The sequence below is a fragment of the Streptomyces sp. NPDC005805 genome (assembly GCF_040630445.1).
Lineage (GTDB): Bacteria > Actinomycetota > Actinomycetes > Streptomycetales > Streptomycetaceae > Streptomyces.
The window spans coordinates 216,749-233,725 of sequence record NZ_JBEXXN010000002.1 but is presented as its reverse complement, the minus strand read 5'-3'; the positions used below and the strand labels follow the sequence as shown (position 1 = coordinate 233,725).

The 16,977-nt window shown below is 72.4% G+C and carries 15 protein-coding genes, 3 pseudogenes and 1 riboswitch; of the genes and pseudogenes, 7 read left to right on the top strand and 11 right to left on the bottom strand.

Annotated elements, in window-relative coordinates; genetic code table 11:
• The 4 genes from metE to aceA form a co-directional block, all read right to left on the bottom strand.
• Positions 1 to 2,220 (bottom strand): 5-methyltetrahydropteroyltriglutamate--homocysteine S-methyltransferase (gene metE / locus ABZ457_RS02645; protein WP_359153080.1); only part of this gene is annotated, 2,220 nt, incomplete at its 3' end.
• A 132-nt stretch (positions 2,221 to 2,352) separates the two neighbouring features.
• A riboswitch (cobalamin riboswitch) is annotated at positions 2,353 to 2,579 on the bottom strand.
• A 268-nt stretch (positions 2,580 to 2,847) separates the two neighbouring features.
• A complete protein-coding gene (locus ABZ457_RS02640) occupies positions 2,848 to 3,831 on the bottom strand; it encodes a 3-hydroxybutyryl-CoA dehydrogenase (protein ID WP_359153078.1) in 984 nt (327 codons plus the stop codon).
• A complete protein-coding gene (aceB, locus tag ABZ457_RS02635; protein ID WP_359153076.1) occupies positions 3,828 to 5,477 on the bottom strand; it encodes a malate synthase A in 1,650 nt (549 codons plus the stop codon). The genes ABZ457_RS02640 and aceB overlap by 4 nt, the downstream gene beginning before the upstream one ends.
• Before the next feature lie 379 nt (positions 5,478 to 5,856).
• Positions 5,857 to 7,143, bottom strand: a complete 1,287-nt coding sequence (aceA, locus tag ABZ457_RS02630; protein ID WP_359153074.1) for an isocitrate lyase — start codon at positions 7,141 to 7,143, stop codon at positions 5,857 to 5,859.
• Between the two features lie 534 nt (positions 7,144 to 7,677).
• Between aceA and ABZ457_RS02625 the strand changes: the two genes are divergently transcribed.
• Positions 7,678 to 9,090, top strand: a complete 1,413-nt coding sequence (locus tag ABZ457_RS02625) for a short-chain fatty acyl-CoA regulator family protein (RefSeq protein ID WP_359153072.1) — start codon at positions 7,678 to 7,680, stop codon at positions 9,088 to 9,090.
• A 28-nt stretch (positions 9,091 to 9,118) separates the two neighbouring features.
• Here ABZ457_RS02625 and ABZ457_RS02620 read toward each other — a convergent pair whose 3' ends face one another.
• The gene (locus ABZ457_RS02620; RefSeq protein WP_359153070.1) at positions 9,119 to 10,111 is read right to left on the bottom strand and encodes a hypothetical protein; all 993 of its coding nucleotides are present in this window, start codon (positions 10,109 to 10,111) and stop codon (positions 9,119 to 9,121) included.
• A gap of 331 nt (positions 10,112 to 10,442) precedes the next feature.
• Here ABZ457_RS02620 and ABZ457_RS02615 point away from each other — a divergent pair, with 331 nt between their 5' ends.
• Entirely contained in the window at positions 10,443 to 10,778 is a 336-nt protein-coding gene (locus ABZ457_RS02615; RefSeq protein ID WP_359153068.1) for a hypothetical protein, read from the top strand.
• A gap of 82 nt (positions 10,779 to 10,860) precedes the next feature.
• Positions 10,861 to 11,723, top strand: a pseudogene (locus ABZ457_RS02610) (alpha/beta hydrolase).
• Between the two features lie 151 nt (positions 11,724 to 11,874).
• Here ABZ457_RS02610 and ABZ457_RS02605 read toward each other — a convergent pair.
• Positions 11,875 to 12,029: pseudogene (locus tag ABZ457_RS02605) on the bottom strand (IS5/IS1182 family transposase); the annotation flags it as partial.
• Positions 12,030 to 12,102: 73 nt separating this feature from the next.
• On the opposite strand from ABZ457_RS02605, the gene ABZ457_RS02600 reads away from it, so the two are divergent.
• Positions 12,103 to 12,261, top strand: a complete 159-nt coding sequence (locus tag ABZ457_RS02600) for a hypothetical protein (protein ID WP_359153066.1) — start codon at positions 12,103 to 12,105, stop codon at positions 12,259 to 12,261.
• A 69-nt stretch (positions 12,262 to 12,330) separates the two neighbouring features.
• Here ABZ457_RS02600 and ABZ457_RS02595 read toward each other — a convergent pair whose 3' ends face one another.
• Positions 12,331 to 12,795, bottom strand: coding sequence for a hypothetical protein (locus tag ABZ457_RS02595; RefSeq protein ID WP_359153064.1), 465 nt, complete (start codon positions 12,793 to 12,795; stop codon positions 12,331 to 12,333).
• A 365-nt stretch (positions 12,796 to 13,160) separates the two neighbouring features.
• Between ABZ457_RS02595 and ABZ457_RS02590 the strand changes: the two genes are divergently transcribed.
• Together ABZ457_RS02590 and ABZ457_RS02585 are read left to right on the top strand one after the other, a co-directional pair.
• Entirely contained in the window at positions 13,161 to 13,667 is a 507-nt protein-coding gene (locus ABZ457_RS02590; RefSeq protein ID WP_359153062.1) for a hypothetical protein, read from the top strand.
• On the top strand, positions 13,664 to 14,125 hold the full coding sequence (locus ABZ457_RS02585) for a hypothetical protein (protein ID WP_359153060.1): 462 nt from the start codon (positions 13,664 to 13,666) through the stop codon (positions 14,123 to 14,125). The genes ABZ457_RS02590 and ABZ457_RS02585 overlap by 4 nt, the downstream gene beginning before the upstream one ends.
• An 80-nt stretch (positions 14,126 to 14,205) precedes the next feature.
• Here ABZ457_RS02585 and ABZ457_RS02580 read toward each other — a convergent pair whose 3' ends face one another.
• The gene (locus tag ABZ457_RS02580; protein ID WP_359153058.1) at positions 14,206 to 14,403 is read right to left on the bottom strand and encodes a DUF397 domain-containing protein; all 198 of its coding nucleotides are present in this window, start codon (positions 14,401 to 14,403) and stop codon (positions 14,206 to 14,208) included.
• Complete coding sequence (locus ABZ457_RS02575; RefSeq protein ID WP_359153056.1) at positions 14,400 to 15,275, bottom strand: helix-turn-helix transcriptional regulator; 876 nt, start codon at positions 15,273 to 15,275, stop codon at positions 14,400 to 14,402. Before ABZ457_RS02575 ends, ABZ457_RS02580 begins: the two co-directional genes overlap by 4 nt.
• A gap of 192 nt (positions 15,276 to 15,467) precedes the next feature.
• Here ABZ457_RS02575 and ABZ457_RS02570 point away from each other — a divergent pair.
• Positions 15,468 to 15,902: pseudogene (locus tag ABZ457_RS02570) on the top strand (ATP-binding protein); the annotation flags it as partial.
• Positions 15,903 to 15,920: 18 nt separating this feature from the next.
• Here the strand turns inward: ABZ457_RS02570 and ABZ457_RS02565 are convergent.
• A complete protein-coding gene (locus tag ABZ457_RS02565; protein ID WP_359153054.1) occupies positions 15,921 to 16,571 on the bottom strand; it encodes a permease prefix domain 1-containing protein in 651 nt (216 codons plus the stop codon).
• On the bottom strand, positions 16,568 to 16,909 hold the full coding sequence (locus ABZ457_RS02560; protein ID WP_359153052.1) for a helix-turn-helix transcriptional regulator: 342 nt from the start codon (positions 16,907 to 16,909) through the stop codon (positions 16,568 to 16,570). The genes ABZ457_RS02565 and ABZ457_RS02560 overlap by 4 nt, the downstream gene beginning before the upstream one ends.
• Positions 16,910 to 16,977 lie beyond the last annotated feature (68 nt).

Genomic DNA, 16,977 nt, shown 5'->3' with positions numbered 1-16,977 from the left:
GTCCGGGTTCACCCACAGCCGCTCGGCCGGGATCGCCTTCAGCCCGGTGCGCAGCAGTGCGGCGGCCTCCGCCGTGTCCGGCACCCGGGGCGAGTGGATGTCGTACACACCCGGACCGGCCTCGCGCGGGTAGCCGTGGGCGGCCAGTTCGTGCGCGACCTGCATGTGCGAGCGGGCCGCCTCCAGGCTGATCACGTCCGCGTCCAGGTCGTCGATGGCCTGGACGATGTCCCCGAACTCGGCGTAGCACATATGCGTGTGGATCTGCGTCTCCGGCCGCACCCCGCTGGTGGTCAGGCGGAACGCCTCGGTCGCCCACGCCAGGTACGCGGCGTGGTCGGCCGCCCGCAGCGGCAGGGTCTCGCGCAGCGCCGGCTCGTCCACCTGGATCACCGAGGTGCCGGCCGCCTCCAGGTCGTCGACCTCGTCGCGCAGGGCCAGCGCCACCTGGCGGGCGGTCTCGCCGAGCGGCTGGTCGTCGCGGACGAAGGACCAGGCGAGCATGGTCACCGGGCCGGTGAGCATGCCCTTGACGGGCCGTCCGGTGAGCGACTGCGCGTACGTCGTCCAGCGGACCGTCATCGGCTCGGGGCGGGAGATGTCCCCGGCCAGGATCGGCGGCCGGACGTAACGGGTGCCGTACGACTGGACCCAGCCGTGCTGGGTGGCCAGATAGCCGGTGAGCTGCTCGGCGAAGTACTGGACCATGTCGTTGCGTTCGGGCTCGCCGTGCACCAGGACGTCCAGCCCGGCCTTCTCCTGGAAGGAGAGGACCTCCTGGATCTCGGTCCTGATGCGGTCCTCGTACCCGGCGGTGTCGATCCGTCCGGCGCGCAGGTCGGCGCGGGCGGTGCGCAGTTCGGCGGTCTGCGGGAAGGAGCCGATGGTGGTGGTCGGCAGCAGCGGCAGGCCGAGGTGCGCGCGCTGGGCGGCGGTGCGGTCGGCGTACGGCTGGGAGCGGCGGCCGTCGGCGTCGGTGATCGCGGCGGCGCGGGCGCGCACGGCCGGGTCCCGGGTGATGGGGGAGCCGGCGCGGGAGGCCAGGTCGGCCCGGTTGGCGGCGAGTTCGGCGGCGATCGCGCCGGTGCCGCGGGACAGCCCGGTGGCCAGGGTGACGATCTCGGCGGTCTTCTGCTCGGCGAAGGCCAGCCAGCGCAGCACCTGCGGGTCGATGTCCCGCTCGGCGGCCGCGTCGAACGGGACGTGCAGCAGGGAGCAGGACGCCGAGACGTCGACCCGGCCGGCCAGCCCGAGCAGGGTGCCGAGGGTGGTCAGCGACTTCTCCAGGTCGTTGATCCAGATGTTGCGGCCGTCCACGACACCGGCGACCAGCCGCTTGCCGGGCAGTCCGCCGACGGCGGCGAGGGCGTCCAGGTTGGCGGCGGCGGGCCCGGTGAAGTCCAGGGCGAGACCGTCGACGGGGGCCTTGGCGAGGACCGGGAGGGCGTCGCCGAGCCGGTCGAAGTAGGAGGCGACCAGCAGCTTCGGCCGGTCCGCGAGCCCGCCGAGGTCGCGGTAGGCGCGGGTGGCGGCGTTCAGCTCGGCCGGGGTGCGGTCCTGCACCAGGGCGGGCTCGTCGAGCTGCACCCACTCGGCGCCGGCGGCCCGCAGGTCGGCCAGGACTTCCGCGTACACCGGCAGCAGCCGGTCCAGCAGGGTCAGCGGGTCGAAGTCGGCGGCGACCCCGGGGGCGGGCTTGGCGAGCAGCAGGTACGTGACGGGGCCGACGAGCACCGGGCGGGGCGTGAGGCCCAGGGCCAGGGCTTCCGTCAGCTCGGCGACCTGCTTGGCCGAGTCGGCCGTGAAGACGGTGTCCGGGCCCAACTCGGGCACCAGATAGTGGTAGTTGGTGTCGAACCACTTGGTCATTTCCAGCGGGGCGACCTGCTGGGTCCCGCGGGCCATGGCGAAGTAGCCGTCCAGGGCGTCCGCGGCGACGGCCGCGCGGTGCCGCTCGGGGATCGCGCCGACCATGACGGAGGTGTCCAGGACGTGGTCGTAGAAGGAGAAGTCACCGGTGGGGACCTCGTGGACGCCGGCGGCGGCGAGCCGCTGCCAGTGGGTGCGGCGCAGACCGGCGGCGGTCTCGTGCAGGGCCCCGGCCGTGACCCGGCCCTTCCAGTACCCCTCGATCGCCTTCTTCAGTTCCCGGTTCCGCCCCTGGCGGGGGTAGCCGTAGACGGTGGCGCCTGCTGCCGCGGCTGCGGACTTCGGTGTCACGGAACTCTCCTTCGCGAGTTTGTGTGAACAACCCCGGCCACGCCACGGGTACACGAAGGAGCGGGCGCACGGACGACCGTGCCACCGCTGCCGCCGACCCACCCGCGAGGTCACCGAGATCTCCGCGCGCGACTGTCGCGCACGGGCAGTGGCAGGTCTTCGGACTCGCGGGCACGCCCTGACGACGTACGTCAGGCCACCTACTGGCCGTCGCTTCCCGGGCCCCCGCTGGGACCCAGTGCATGTGACGGCGTTCGTTCCCGCTCACCGCTGCGGGGCAGTCCCGGATTCCCACCGGGTTCCCTCTTGCGACGCATCCCGCCTGGCTGACGGGGCGAACCAGCTGCACGGAACAGCCTAGACGCCGCCGCCTCGCGGCGGGGTAGGGCGTCCACGTGGCGGACGCGGGCGTGGGACGCGGTGGCCTCCCGCGGGCCGGGCGACGGGCGCGGCGCGCACGGCGGGCGTGGGACGCACGGCGGGCGCGGGGCGGCTCACTCGTACCGCCCCGCGCCCGCCTCCACAGCGGCAGCGTACGGACCCCCTCAGGTCCCGGCTGCCTCGCACCGGGGTCCCTCAACCCCGGCCGTTTCCGCCCGGGGTCGCCCCCGGTCGCAGGTCCCGGGGTCACCCCCGGTCGTAGGTGTGGAACCCCCGCCCGCTCTTGCGGCCCAGCAGGCCGGCCTCCACCATCCGCTGGAGCAGCGGGGGAGGGGCGTACAGGGGCTCCTTGAACTCGTCGTACAGAGATTGCGCGATCGAGGCCACCGTGTCGAGCCCGATCAGGTCCGCGAGTTTCAGCGGCCCCATCGGATGGGCGCAGCCCAGCTCCATCCCGGCGTCCACGTCGGCCGCGGTCGCGAACCCGGACTCGGCCATCCGGATCGCCGACAGCAGGTACGGCACCAGCAGCGCGTTGACCACGAAACCGGCCCGGTCCTGCGCGCGCACCACCGTCTTGCCCAGGGTGTGCGTGGCGAAGTCCTCCACCGCGGCGGCCGTGGCGGGCGAGGTGTGCAGCGAGGTGACCACTTCGACCAGCGGCAGCACCGGTACGGGGTTGAAGAAGTGCAGCCCCACCACCCGGTCCGCGCGGCCGGTCGCCATCCCGAGGCGCATCACGGGGATGGACGAGGTGTTGGTGGCGAGGACCGCCTCCGGATCGGCCACGATCTTGTCGAGGGCGGCGAAGACCTCGGTCTTGGCCGCCGCGTTCTCGACCACCGCCTCCACCACGAGCTGACGGTCCGCCAGTGCGTCCATGTCGGCGGTGAACACGGTCCGGGCGAGGGCGTCCTCGGCCGAGAGGCGGTCCAGCTTGCCGCGCCGCACCGCACGCTCCAGGGACATCGCGGTCCGCTCCCGCGCGGCCCGGGCGGCCATCGCGTCGGCCTCGCAGACGAGGGTGTCCAGTCCGGCCCGGGCGCACACCTCGGCGATGCCGACGCCCATCTGCCCGCCGCCGACCACCCCGACCCGCCGGATGGCCGCCGCCTCGGGCCCGGGCCCGCCCCCCGTTCCGGGCCCGGCCCCCGCCCCCGACGCGCCCCCGGACGCGGCGCCGGCCCCCGCCCCGGACGCGCCCCCGCCCGCGGCCCCCGCCCCGGTCATCGCGCGCCGCCCGCGTGCCCGGCGTGACGCACCAGGTGCCGCGCGTACGCGTCCGGCGTGAAGAACGGCGGCAACTCCCGCTCCAGCGCCGTGCGTTCGAACAGCGCCCGGACCTCCTCCACCGCCGCCCACGGGAACTCGCGGCCCAGCGCCTCGCACTCCTCGTCCAGCAGCCGCAGCACGGTCTCCCGGTCGACGACGCGGTGCCGCAGCCACTGCCAGATCTGGACCCGGGCGATCTCGGCGGTCGCCGCGTCCTCCATCAGCCCGTACAGGGCGACCGCGCCCGCGCCCCGCAGCCAGGCGTCGAAGTAGCGCAGCGCGACGGCGATGTTGCCGCGCACGCCCTCCGGGGTGGGCGGGGCGCTGATCCGGCGGACCGCCAGCAGGTCGGCCGGGGTCACGGCAACGTCGTCGCGGGTGCGGTCGAGCTGGTGCGGGCGCTCGCCGAGGACGCCGTCGAACACCTCCCGGCAGAGCGGGACCAGGCCCGGGTGGGCGACCCAGGAGCCGTCGAAGCCGTCCTCGGCCTCCCGCTCCTTGTCGAGGCGCACCTTGGCGAGCGCGGCCTCGTGCGCCTCCGGGTCCCGGCTCGGGACCTGGGCGGCCATCCCGCCGATCGCGTGCGCGCCGCGCCGGTGGCAGGTGCGCACCAGGAGTTCGGTGTACGCGCGCATGAAGGGCGCGGTCATGGTGATCTGCGCCCGGTCGGGGAGCAGGAAGTCGGTGCGGTGCCCGAAGGTTTTGATCAGGCTGAACAGGTAGTCCCAGCGGCCCGCGTTGAGCCCGGCGCTGTGCTCCCTCAGCTCGTGGAGGATCTCCTCCATCTCCACGGCCGCGGTGATCGTCTCGATGAGGACGGTGGCCCGGACCGTGCCGCGCGGGATGCCGAGGAGTTCCTGCGCCAGGACGAACACGTCGTTCCAGAGCCGGGCCTCATAGCGGTTCTCCAGCTTGGGGAGGTAGAAGTACGGGCCGTGGCCGGCGGCGATCTGGCGCCGGGCGCAGTGGAAGAAGTACAGGCCGAAGTCGACCAGGGACGCGGGCGCCGGGCGCCCGTCCACCAGCAGGTGGTCCTCGGTCAGGTGCCAGCCGCGCGGCCGGACCGTGATGGTGGCCAGGTCCCCGTCCGTGCGCAGCCGGTACTCCTTGCCGTCCGCGCTGGTGAAGTCGATGCGGCGCTCGATCGCGTCCAGCAGGACGAGCTGGCCGCCGATGACGTTCTCCCAGGTCGGGGCGGTGGCGTCCTCGAAGTCCGCCATCCACACCCGCGCGCCGGAGTTGAGGGCGCGCACCGCCATCCCGCGCTCGGGGGGCCCGGTGATCTCCACCCGGCGGTCGGTGAGTCCGGGCGCGGGCGGCGCGACCCGCCAGGAGTCGTCCGCGCGGACGGCCGAGGTCGCGATCGGGAACTCGAACGGCGACCCGGAGGCGAGGCGGGACGCCCGGCGCCGGCGCTCCCCGAGGAGTTCGGTGCGGCGTTCGGCGAACGCGCCGACCAGGGCGCCCACGAAGTCCAGCGCCTCGGGCGTGAGGATCTCCTCGTGCCGCTCGCCGGGCGCGGCGAGCACCTGGACGTGCGGGGCGGGCGCGGCGGCGAGGGGCTCGGGCGCGGGGACGGGGGCGGGAACGGTGCTGGTGGACATGCGGTACTCCTGAGGGGAAGAGCACGGGGGCCGCGCCGGGAGGCGGGGCCGCGGGCCACGGTGGACGCTCGGCGTCCGGTACGAGGCCGGAACCGGGGGCATCCGGTACGAGGGCGTCCCGGTCGGGGGTCGGGGGTCGGGGCGTGGGCCGGGTCCGCCGGCCCGCCCGGCCCGGTGCCGGGGAGCGTGCGGCGGACGGTCGTCCGGTTCCCGGGGTGCCGGCGGGACGGTGCCGGGCACCCCGGGGATCTGCGGTCCGGCGCGGCGCGGCGACGCCGGACGGCGCCGGGAGGGCGTCGGCGGGGTCGGCGGACCGGGCCGGGCGCCTCCCGCGCGGTGGACCGGCCGGGCGGCCGGTCACGCGCCCGTCACGCGTCGGTCAGTGGAACTGCTCCTCCTCGGTGGAGCCGGTCAGCGCGGTGGTCGAGGAGGCCGGGTTGACGGCCGTGGAGATCTGGTCGAAGTAGCCGGTGCCGACCTCCCGCTGGTGGCGGACGGCCGTGAAGCCCTGCGCCTGCGCGGCGAACTCGCGCTCCTGGAGGTCGACATAGGCGGTCATGCCGTGCTCCGCGTAGCCGCGCGCCAGGTCGAACATGCCGTGGTTGAGGGAGTGGAAGCCGGCCAGGGTGATGAACTGGAAGCGGTAGCCCATCGCGCCCAGCTCACGCTGGAACTTGGCGATCTGGTCGTCGTCCAGCGCGGCCTTCCAGTTGAAGGACGGCGAGCAGTTGTAGGCGAGCATCTGGTCCGGGTACTGCGCGTGGATCGCCTCGGCGAACTCGCGGGCCTGCGCGAGGTCCGGGGTGCCGGTCTCGACCCAGATCAGGTCGGCGTAGGGCGCGTAGGCGAGACCGCGCGCGATGACGGGCTCCATGCCGCCGCGGACCCGGTAGAAGCCCTCGGAGGTGCGCTCGCCGGTGACGAACCGCGCGTCGCGCTCGTCCACGTCGCTGGTGATCAGGTTGGCGGCGAGGGCGTCGGTGCGGGCCACGATCAGGGTGGGCACATCGGCGATGTCGGCGGCGAGGCGGGCCGCGTTGAGGGTGCGGATGTGCTGCGAGGTCGGCACGAGGACCTTGCCGCCGAGGTGGCCGCACTTCTTCTCGGAGGCGAGCTGGTCCTCGTAGTGGATGCCCGCGGCGCCCGCCGCGATCATCGCCTTGGTCAGCTCGAAGGCGTTCAGCGGGCCGCCGAAGCCGGCCTCGGCGTCGGCGACGATCGGCGCCAGCCAGTCGGTGGTGTCGGTGCCGCCCTCGGCCGTGGCGATCTGGTCGGCGCGCAGCAGCGCGTTGTTGATCCGGCGGACGACCTGCGGCACCGAGTTGACCGGGTAGAGGCTCTGGTCCGGGTAGGTGTGACCGGCCTGGTTGGCGTCGGCGGCGACCTGCCAGCCGGAGAGGTAGATGGCCTGGAGGCCCGCCTTGACCATCTGCACGGCCTGGCCGCCGGTGAGCGCGCCGAGGGCGTGGATGTAGTCCTGGGAGTGGAGCTGGCGCCACAGGCGCTCGGCGCCCCGGCGGGCGAGGGTGTGCTCCTCGCGGACGCTGCCGGACAGCCGGATCACGTCCTCGGCGCCGTAGGTGCGCTCGATGCCCGCCCAGCGCGGGTCCTCGGCCCACCGCCGTGCCAGGTCCTGGGCCGCCGTCGTCGTGTCTGCCTGTGCCATGACCGTCTCCCGGGTCGTGTGAACCGCTCGCTTTTGTGAACGGAGCGGATGGGTGTCACGTGATGTCACTGAGTGCCGTGCAGTGCCGCTGTGTCTGTCGTCAGCGCGACCCGCCGGGAGGCTCCCCGGCCCCGGTCCCGAGGCGCGGAGAGGTGAGCAATGTGCGCCGGTGTCCGTTGGGAGAGGTCGGGAAGGCGACGTCAGGGCATGAAATCGCTGTCTTCCCGACCGGCTCGGCAACCGGGTCCGGCGGGCCGCAGTACGACTCTGGCACTGGCACTGAGTGCCATCAACCGTGGACCTCTGCCAACTTCTGTGAAGGCGGGAGCGGTGTTTTGCCAACTTTGCCAATGGTCGGGGTGGCCGGATCGGGCCTACGATCGGATGGGCCCGGCGCCGGGCCCCGGTGGCCGCGGAACCGGTTCGCGCGCGAGTCGGCCGGACCGGGCGAGCCAGAGCCCGACAGGAGCCGGACGGGACGAGCCAGAGCCGGACGGGGCCGGACGGGACCGGCACGAGGGAGACGAGGCGGACGTGAGCAAGACCTACGCCGGGGCACGGCTGCGCCGGCTCCGCGAGGAGCGCCGCCTCGGCCAGGCGGAACTGGCCCGGATGCTCGCCATCTCCCCGAGCTACCTCAACCAGATGGAACACGACGCCCGCCCGCTGACCGTGCCGGTGCTGCTCCGCCTGACCGAGGTCTTCGGGGTCGACCCGGGCTTCTTCTCCGAACGGGACACCACCCGTATGGTCGCCGACCTCCGCGAGGCCCTCGCGGGCGAGGTCGAGGCCGGCCGCGTCTCCGCCGCCGACCTCGCCGAGCTGGCCTCCCGGATGCCGGCGGTCGCGGGCGTCCTCCTCGACCTCGGCCGCCGGGGCCACGCCCTGGCCGAACGGCTCGCCGAGGCCGCCGAGGGCCGGGGCGCGGCCCCGCCGCCGGACGCGCCGCGCTCCCCGCACGAGGAGATCCGCGAGTTCTTCTACCGCCGCCAGAACTACCTCCACGAGACCGACCTCGCCGCCGAGGAGCTGGCCCGGACCATCGGCCTGCGCCCCGGCGAGGTCCTGCGGACCCTCTCCGCCCGGCTGGCCGACCGCCACGGCGTCCGCGTCGCCACCGGCGGCGACGCCCTGCACCAGTACGACGCCGGCGACCGCATCCTGCGCCTGGGCGGCCAACTGCGCCCGGGCCAGCAGGCGTTCCGCATGGCCACCCAGCTCGCCCTGCTGGAGCACGCCGACGGCATCTCCGCCCTCGCCTCCGAGGACTACGACGAGGGCTCGACCGTCTGGTCCCTGGCCCGGATCGGCATCGCCAACTACTTCGCCGCCGCGCTGATCCTCCCGTACCGGGACTTCCACGCGGCGGCCGAGGAGGTCCGCTACGACATCGAGCGCCTGACCGACCGCTTCGGCCTCGGCTACGAGACGGTGTGCCACCGCCTGAGCACCCTCCAGCGGCCCCGGCTGCGCGGGGTGCCGTTCTCCTTCGTCCGCGTCGACCGCGCGGGCAACATGTCCAAGCGCCAGTCCGCGACCGCGTTCCACTTCTCCCGAGCGGGCGGCACCTGCCCGCTGTGGAACGTCTACGAGGCGTTCGCCTCACCCGGCCGCATCCACGTCCAGATCGCCGCCATGCCGGACGGCCGCCGCTACCTGTGGACCGCGCGCACGGTCACCCGCCACCGGGGCGGCTGGGGCGAACCGGGCAAGACCTTCGCCATCGGCCTCGGCTGCGAGATCCGCCACGCCTCCCGCCTCGTCTACTCCGACGGCCTCGACCTGGACAACGCGGCCGCCGCGACCCCGATCGGCATGGGCTGCCGCGTCTGCGAACGCCTCGACTGCCCCCAGCGCTCGGTCCCACCCCTCGGCCGCCCCCTCGCCGTCGACGAGAACCGCAGCACCTTCGTCCCGTACGCGGTCCGCGAACCGGGGGCGGGGTGACACGTGCGGCCGGGCTGGACGGGAGCGGTCAGGGCCGCTCGCACCCCGCCTGGTCCGTCACGGCCTCGACGAAGCCCTCGAAGAGATCCATGTCCTCGCGCAGGATGCCGCGCGCGGGTGCGTCGGCCCCACCGAAGAAGTGGCCCATCTCCAGCAGAGTCGGCTTCCCCTCGCAGGTCAGAAGCGCCCGGGGTTCCTTGCCGCCGCTGTCGGCTCCGTAGAGGCCGACCAGTCGGGGGTCCTGGGTGGCCGTGAAGTGGACGATCCCCTTCCATGGGTCGTCCGAGGAGCCGATCGCGCAACTCCAGAGGCGGAAGTCATCGGGCGCCGTGGCGTATTGAATGGCTGTGGGCCCGGACGGCCCGTTCGAGAGCGGTGAGAAGCCGCGGAGACCGCAGGCGTTCCCGTCATCCAGGCCGTCATTCCGGAGCAGCCGCGGTGCCGTACGAGGCGAGGCGAAGTTCCCCGCCGCGCAGCCGAGTTCCTTGGTCAGTCCGACGGCCGCCTTCATCAGGACGTCGGTCATGCGCTTCTGCAGAACCCCGTCCTTCCACACGTCCTCCTGGTCGTTGGTGGCATCCAGCTGAAGGTACGGAGCGCCCGCCTGTCCCAGCTCCCTGCCGCAGGCAGCCGGAAGCAGGACGCCGGCGTACGACCTGTTCACCCAACCGGGCACCCCGGCGATCGGTGCGCGGAAGGGAGACTCGGCTGCCACCTCGTCGGCCGTGCGCCACACGTCGGTTGCCGAGATCACCGAGTCGACCGTGAGCGTGAACTCGTCCGCCACGTCGCAGTAGGGCCGTGCGGAGTCCCTCAGGGCGACCTCCCGCGAGGTGTACTCCTGCCGTGGCTCGACGCCGAGTGCGGACACGTCGTCCGACGTCAGCGTGCCCCAGCAGAAGGAGGTCTGCGGGGGAGCCGGCTCCTCCCCGCGCGCCACGGTGAGCACCACCACTCCGGTTGCCACGAGGGCGCCCACCGCCGCCGCGGCCACGGCTGCCTTCGCCCTGCTGCTGTTCATCAGCGCCTTCCTGTGAGGGCCGAGCCGTCATCCATCGCCGGTGAGGCTTGCTACGGCCGCGGTGCTCTCGGCTTCGGCGCGCTTGCCCGTCTGCGGTGTTCGCCCCCACACGCTATCGAGGCGTCGCACACGGGATCGAGAAGGGGTGCGCGCCGGCGCGCCCCCCGACGGCAACGGCAGCACCTTCGTCCTGTCCGCGATCCGGTACCGGCGGTGCCCCCGGCGTGTGAACCCACGTGACCGGCAACGGTGTTGCCCCTAGGATCACGCTGACATGATCACGTGAGGGGGGACCGGAACATGGCGGGGAACGACGACTGCTGTTCGGCCCGTGCCGGCTGACCCCGTCACCACGCGATCCTCCCGCCGCCCGGTCGCCGGGGGCGTCGCCAAGGCGCTGTGCGTCGGGGTGCTGCTCGTGCTGCACGCGGTCGGCGGATTCTTCCTGCTGAACGCCCTGCTCACCGAGGCCGAAGGCCCGTGGGACTCGACCGTCACCGGCACCGCGCGGCTCATGGCCGTGCTCGCCGTGGCCACCGAACTCCTGGCCGCGGCCGCCACGGCGGCCTTCGTCGCCCTGGTGAACCTGCGGCGCGGGTGGTACGTGCTCCCGGTCGTGATCGTCCTCGCGGCGCTCGCGCGGACGGTGTTCCCTCCGGTCCCGTGACCGCCCCCGGCCGCCCGGCTGCGGCACAGCCCATCGACCTGTCGACTTACCGGCCTACCGACCTGAAAGCGAGTCGCTCTTTATGCAGCAAGCGCAGCCCACCTTCGTCCTGGTCCACGGAGCGTTCGCGAACTCCTTCTCCTTCGCGCCGCTTCAGGCCGAACTCGGCCTGCTGGGACACCGTTCGGTCGCCGTCGACCTGCCCGGCCACGGCTTCGCCGCGACCTATCTGCACGCGTACCAGACCCCGAAGGACCCGGCCGAGCTGGCCACCGCGCCCGGTGCGCTCAAGGGCGTCACCCTCGCGGACAACGCGGCGCACCTGATCCGGGTCCTGGAGCGGGCCAAGGAGAACGGCCCGGTCGTCCTGGTCTCGCACAGCCGTGGCGGCATCACGGCCACCGCGGCGGCCAACGCGCGGCCGGACCTGATCGACCGGATCGTCTACGTCTCCGCCTGGTGCCCGGTCGCCCTCGACGTCGGCGACTACTACGCGGAGCCGGAGATGGCCACGGTCGACCCCGCGTCCCTGGCCTGGCGGCCTGCGCCAACCCGGCCGAACTCGGCGTGATCCGCGTCAACTTCCGCACCGCGGACCCGGTGGCCCTCGCCGCCTTCAAGGCCGCCTTCCTCGCGGACGGCACCGACGAGGAGCTCCTGACCTTCCTCAACACCTTCCAGCCCGACGAGAACCTCGACGTCGGCACCTCCGCCGACCGCGCCCAGGCCGCGACCTGGGGCCGCATCCCGAAGACCTATGTCCGCCTCGCCGACGACGCCAGCCTGCCCCTCGCACTCCAGGACCGCCTGATCCGCGAGGGCAACGAGCTGACCCCGGACAACCCCTACGACGTCCGCACCCTCCCCGGCAGCCACCTCAAGTGGCTCACCGCCCCGTCCGAGGCGGCCCGCCTCCTCGCGGACCTGGCGGCGCTGCCGGCCTGAACCGGGCAGCGCACCTCTACGGATCGGATGCGATGTTCGCCCGCGAACCACTCGCCTTCTGGGTACTCGACAGCTCATCCCTCCAGGCGCTCGCCGCCTGAAGGGATGAGCTGTCAACAGGGCTCGAACTAGGGCGCGTATCGGAAGTATTTTCCTGTTTGCGGTGGCGCGCCTGGTCGACCTTGTCCGGGATGGTGCAGCGGATCCCTCGGCGACGCGGGTATGCGCGGTTCTTGCGGGAGGCGTACGCCCTATCAGCACACACCCGATCGGGACGGAAGCGCGGTCGGCCCGATGCGGGGCACGCGGAATCGACGCTCAGATCCCACATGATCGCACCCTTCGCATCAGCCAGGGACTGGAGTCGGCTGAAGACCCGGTGCCAGGTGCCGTTTCGCTGCCATCGGCGGAACAAGTCGGTAACGCCGGCAGGCACGGCCTGTCGCTGCTCTCGTGCGCCCCCGCAGACAGCTTCTACGCCAAGAACCGCCTCATCGACGGGGAGAACGACGGCTTCGTCGTGAAGATCCGCACCTGACAGGGGGCAATGGCCCGCGGCCGGCTCTGCACACGAGCCACGGAGTGGATCCGCAAGCCGGGCGCGGGTTCAGCCGTTGAACGGCCAGAACTGCAGCAGGTACTCCTCCACGCCCTCGCCGGTGCCCTCGCCCTCGGACAGGGCCGCGGCCTCGGCCCGGCCCGCGCAGTGGGCGCGCACACGCCAGCGTCCCGGCGAGCCGAGCGTGAAGACCTCCTCCGTCCGGCCCGGATTCATCGACCACACAGCCACCTCGCCGCTGCTCGACCGGAAGTCCGCCTCCGCCTGCTCGTCCCAGCGGGCGGCATCCTCGGGCTGGGCAGGTCCGTCCCACATTTCCACCGTCAGCGCGGCGGTATGCGTGTGCCCGCCACTGTAGAAGTCGAGTCGGCCCGGGAACGCGTTCAGGAACACACCCTGCTCGTAGTCGTCCGGGAAAGGCACCGGCAGATCGCCGTCGTCGGACTCCTGCAGCGCAAAGGCGTGGTAGCCCACGTCCGCCGGAAGAACCAGCCGCTGCACCAGGTGTGCCATCCCCAGCTCCTTGGCCGTCTCGTATCGATTCACCATGATCGTAGGCGCGCACGGCCCACAGCCACAGGCCAGATCGAGGCGGAAGCAGGTCGAGCGGTTCGCAGCGCAATGAAGACGGTGAACGGTTTTCCAGCAAGGCTATTTCGCGTCGAGTCCACGATGCGGTGGCGCGATCGCACACCCCTGAATCTCAAATTCCTGTCAAATGATCACGGTCCGGTAACCGATTTTCGGTGCTGCGCAGCGAATTTGTCGCCATGTGCTTGGCTGTTTTCGACCCGCTGACCACGGGTCGAAGAAAATTTCACAGTTGAAACGGGGAGAGTCTTCTTTTTATGGTGCGTATGCGAATATCCTCTGCGGTCATGGCCTCGATCGCGATCGCTGCTTCCGTCGTGACTCCCGGCGCAGCGTTCGCCGCTGACGGCGGCCCCGACCCTGCCCCCGCGGAAGTCTGCTCCGGCGGTTGGCGCAAGAATGTGTACTGCTACAAGGCCACCCATATTGGCAAGGGGCCCGTCTACAAGGACGGCCCCGGTGGGACGATGGTGATCACGAGGACCACTGCGGAAAAGGTGGGCTCGTCCGTCACCGGAACCGCGGGAGTGACGGTGGACTACGCCGTCGCTCAGGCGAAGGCGGAAATCAGCAAGGAGTCTGCGAGGGAAGTCAGCTGGAGCACCGATCACCAGTACCGGCGCAATGTGGCAAGCGGCAGGTACGGAAATACCCAGTACGGCTCCTGGGGGCACTCGGCAACGTGGGAGAAGTACTACGAACTCCCCAATTGCCGTAAGTCTCAGCGGACGAGCGGTGGCGTCAAGGTCGTCAACAAGGCTGTTGGATTCCGCTATTGGGAGACCCGTTCGTGATTTCACTATCGCGCGCTGCCGCGACTGCAGCGATCGTCATCGCGACCGTAGTCACGGTTGTCGGCTGCACGAAGACGGACAAGACCGAGCCACTTCCGCCCGCCCCCTCGGGCTCGCCGTCGAAGCCGGTATCGGACGTGAAGCTGACACCGCCGGAGATTCAGCCAGGCTATCGGCAGGTGGCTGCGGACGGGCCTCGACGTGGTGCGTGGGACCTCGGTGCCGTCACGCTCACCAAGGGGGTTTCGTGGGTGAACGTCAACTGCGTCGCAGACTCCGGTACGGGCAAGCTCGTCATCGCCATCGACACCGTGGGAGAATTCACGGTCGACTGCCCGAGCACGGAAGCCCGGATCAGCGTCAACCAGTTGGACCTGGCCGAGAGTCGCAAGGGACGCTTCCACATCGAGGCCGACAAGCGCATTCGATGGAGCGCCAGTCTCCAGGTGTCCAAGTGACCTGATCCTGTGATGGCGGCGGCTACGGCCCCTCCGATTTCGGAGGGGCCGTAGCCGGGTGCTTTCTCGTGCGCAGGCCGTCAGCCCGTCTCGACCCCGCCCCGCGCGTGGCCGGTGAACGCGGTCCAGGCCGCAGGCGAGAGGGCGAGGGGTGTGCGGCTGGTGTCCTTGGAGTCGCGGACCAGGACGGAGCCGGTCGTCACGGCGACCTCGATGCAGTTGCCGCCGCCGTCGTCGCTGTAGCTGCTCTTGAACCATGCGGGCCCGGTGGTGCTCATAGCGCTCCTCGCATCTGCTCCAGCAGGCCGACGGTCGCCTGGTGGCTCAGGGCCTGCGAGCGCATCTTCCCATAGCGCTGCTGCATGGCGCTGACCGCTTTCGGGTCAGTGATCAGGATGCTGTGATCGTGGGCTTCCACATAGCCGACCCAGCGGCCGTCCTGCCTTTCCGCCACGCTCAACGGGCCGGTCGAACCGGCGTGTTCCTCCTGCGTCCGCGGCATCACCTGGATCTCGACGTTCCGCAGACGTCCGGTGTCCAGAAGGTGGTCGAGCAGCGCGCGCGTCACCTCTCGACCACCCAGCCCCCGGTCGAGGAGCGCCTGTTCGATGATGAAGGCGAAGGCCGTGCCGGGACGCTCCACCAGCAACCGCTGCCGGTCCAACCGGCCCTCGACGCGCTGCTCGAACTGGTCCTCCGTCAGCGGTGGCAGCCTGCGCTCGAACAGGGCGCGGACGTAGGGTTCCGGTTGCAGCAACCCCGGTACGGCGCGGCACTCGTAGGTGCACAGGGATGTCGCCTTCTCCTCGATCGCCGCCCACTCCAGGAACCAGCTCGCCAGCCCCGCCCGTCGCGTCAGGCTGCGTGCCGCCGCAGTGAGGACGCGCGCGGCGGCCGGGCCGAGGACCTCCTCGCAGCGGTCGAGCAGTTCCGTCGGAGGGAACCGCTTCCCCTGCTCGATCTTGGCGATGTACGCCGCCGAGTACCGCACCAGCGGGGCGAACTGCTCCTGGGTGTAACGGGCTTCCTCCCGTAACGCCTTGAGGACCGCGCCGAAGGTCCGCAGGCTGTCCGACGGTTCCGGTTCGCCTCCGCCACCCCCGGAGTTCGTACCGGCCTCCCCGTCGCCGTTCGCCTTCGCCTTCGTCACCGCAGCCGCCCTTTCCGTGCCGGGCCCCGGGCCCGTCCGCATACCGAAAGCCGTCCGCGCTGCGCCACGCTCCGGCGCCGTCCATGCTCACGTACAGTGACCCGCCCGGTCCAGCGGGTGAACCCATACACCTGGATCTGTACCAGTGGCGGCCCTGCCGACGACCCGTCACTTCGCCCCAGGGTGTGGGGTATGCGCACACAGGAAACCGGAACATCCGCCCCCGCAAGCACGTTCACGCAGCGGCTCTCCGCCACCCGCCGGGGCGCCCGCCTGGCGCGGCTGCTGGCGGCGCATCAGCTCACCGAGTGGGGGCACCCGCGCGGGACCGAGGCGCATGACGCCGTGGTGCTCGTGGTCGCAGAACTCGCCGCCAATGCCGTCCGCCACGGCCGCGTCCCCGGGCGGGACTTCGCCCTGCGGCTCGCGTACGACGCGGAGCGCGCCACCGTCCGGGTCGAGGTCGCCGACACCCACCCCGCGCGCCCGCTGCCGCGACCGGCCGGGGCGGCACCCGCGCCGGCCGACGAGCACGGGCGCGGGCTGCTCCTCGTCGAGGCGCTCGCATCGGCCTGGGGCGTCGACGACCGGTGCGGGCCGGGGAAGACGGTCTGGGCGGAGTGCGCCCTCGGGCGCACCCCGCCGTCAGGACGCGGTGGTGAGCCCCGCGCAGTGGCGGCAGGCGCGGGCCGAGGAGCCGAGGCGGGCGTGGACGGCCAGGGTGAGCGACCCGGCGACCGCCGCGGCCGCCCAGTCCCCGGCCGCGACCGACACCGCGGTGAGGGAGAGCGCGCCGACCGCGAGCGCGACGCTCGTGCAGGTCGCGGTCCAGGCGACCGCGTCGGGCAGCCGGGCCGGGACGGGGACGCGCCGCCCCAGGGGGCCGGTGAGGACGGCCGCCCCGGCGGCGAGGAGTGCGGTCGCCGCCGCGAGACCGCCGAACGCGAGCAGCAGCGCCGGGGGGACGGCGGTGCCCGCCAGGTACCAGCAGGCGATCAGCGCCGGCAGGCCGGCCGCGAGCAGCAGCGCGGTCCGGCGGGCCTGGGCGACGCCCAGTTCGCGCTGGAAGGCGGGCCGCACCTCGTCGGCGGGGCCGAAGTCCCGGACGGCGCGTTCGGCCGCGCGGTCCGCGGGGACGCCCTGGTCCACCAGGTCCGCGACCGCGTCGGTGAGCCCGTCGTGGGCCTCGCGCAGCAGCCGGGCGCGGACCTTCTCGGGCCCGTGGAGCCCGGTGGCGAGGGCCGCGAGGTGCCGCTCGACGGTGTCGTCGGCGATCCGCCCCGTACGCCCGGTCACGTCGCCGCTCCCGGCAGCGGGCGCGGGTCCAGCACCGAGCCGATCGCGGCGGTGAACTCCCGCCAGGACGTGCGCTCCTCGGTCAGCGCCGCACGCCCCGCGTCGGTCAGCTCGTAGCAGCGTCGGCGCCGCTCGCCGACCGATTCCCACCTGCTGCTGAGCAGCCCGGTCCGCTCCAGCCGGTTGAGCGCCGGGTACGTCGTGCCGGTGCGCAACTCCAGCGCGCCGCCGCTGCGTTCCTGGACGGCCGTGATGATCGCGTACCCGTGCTTCGGCCCCGATTCCAGGGCGGCGAGCAGCAGGCCGTCGAGATGTCCTCGTACATGGTCGCCTCTCATGGGTAGCCAGCCTACACATGTCTTGTCTTGGCGTGCTATGTATTGGCAGCCAATATGTCGGTCAGTCA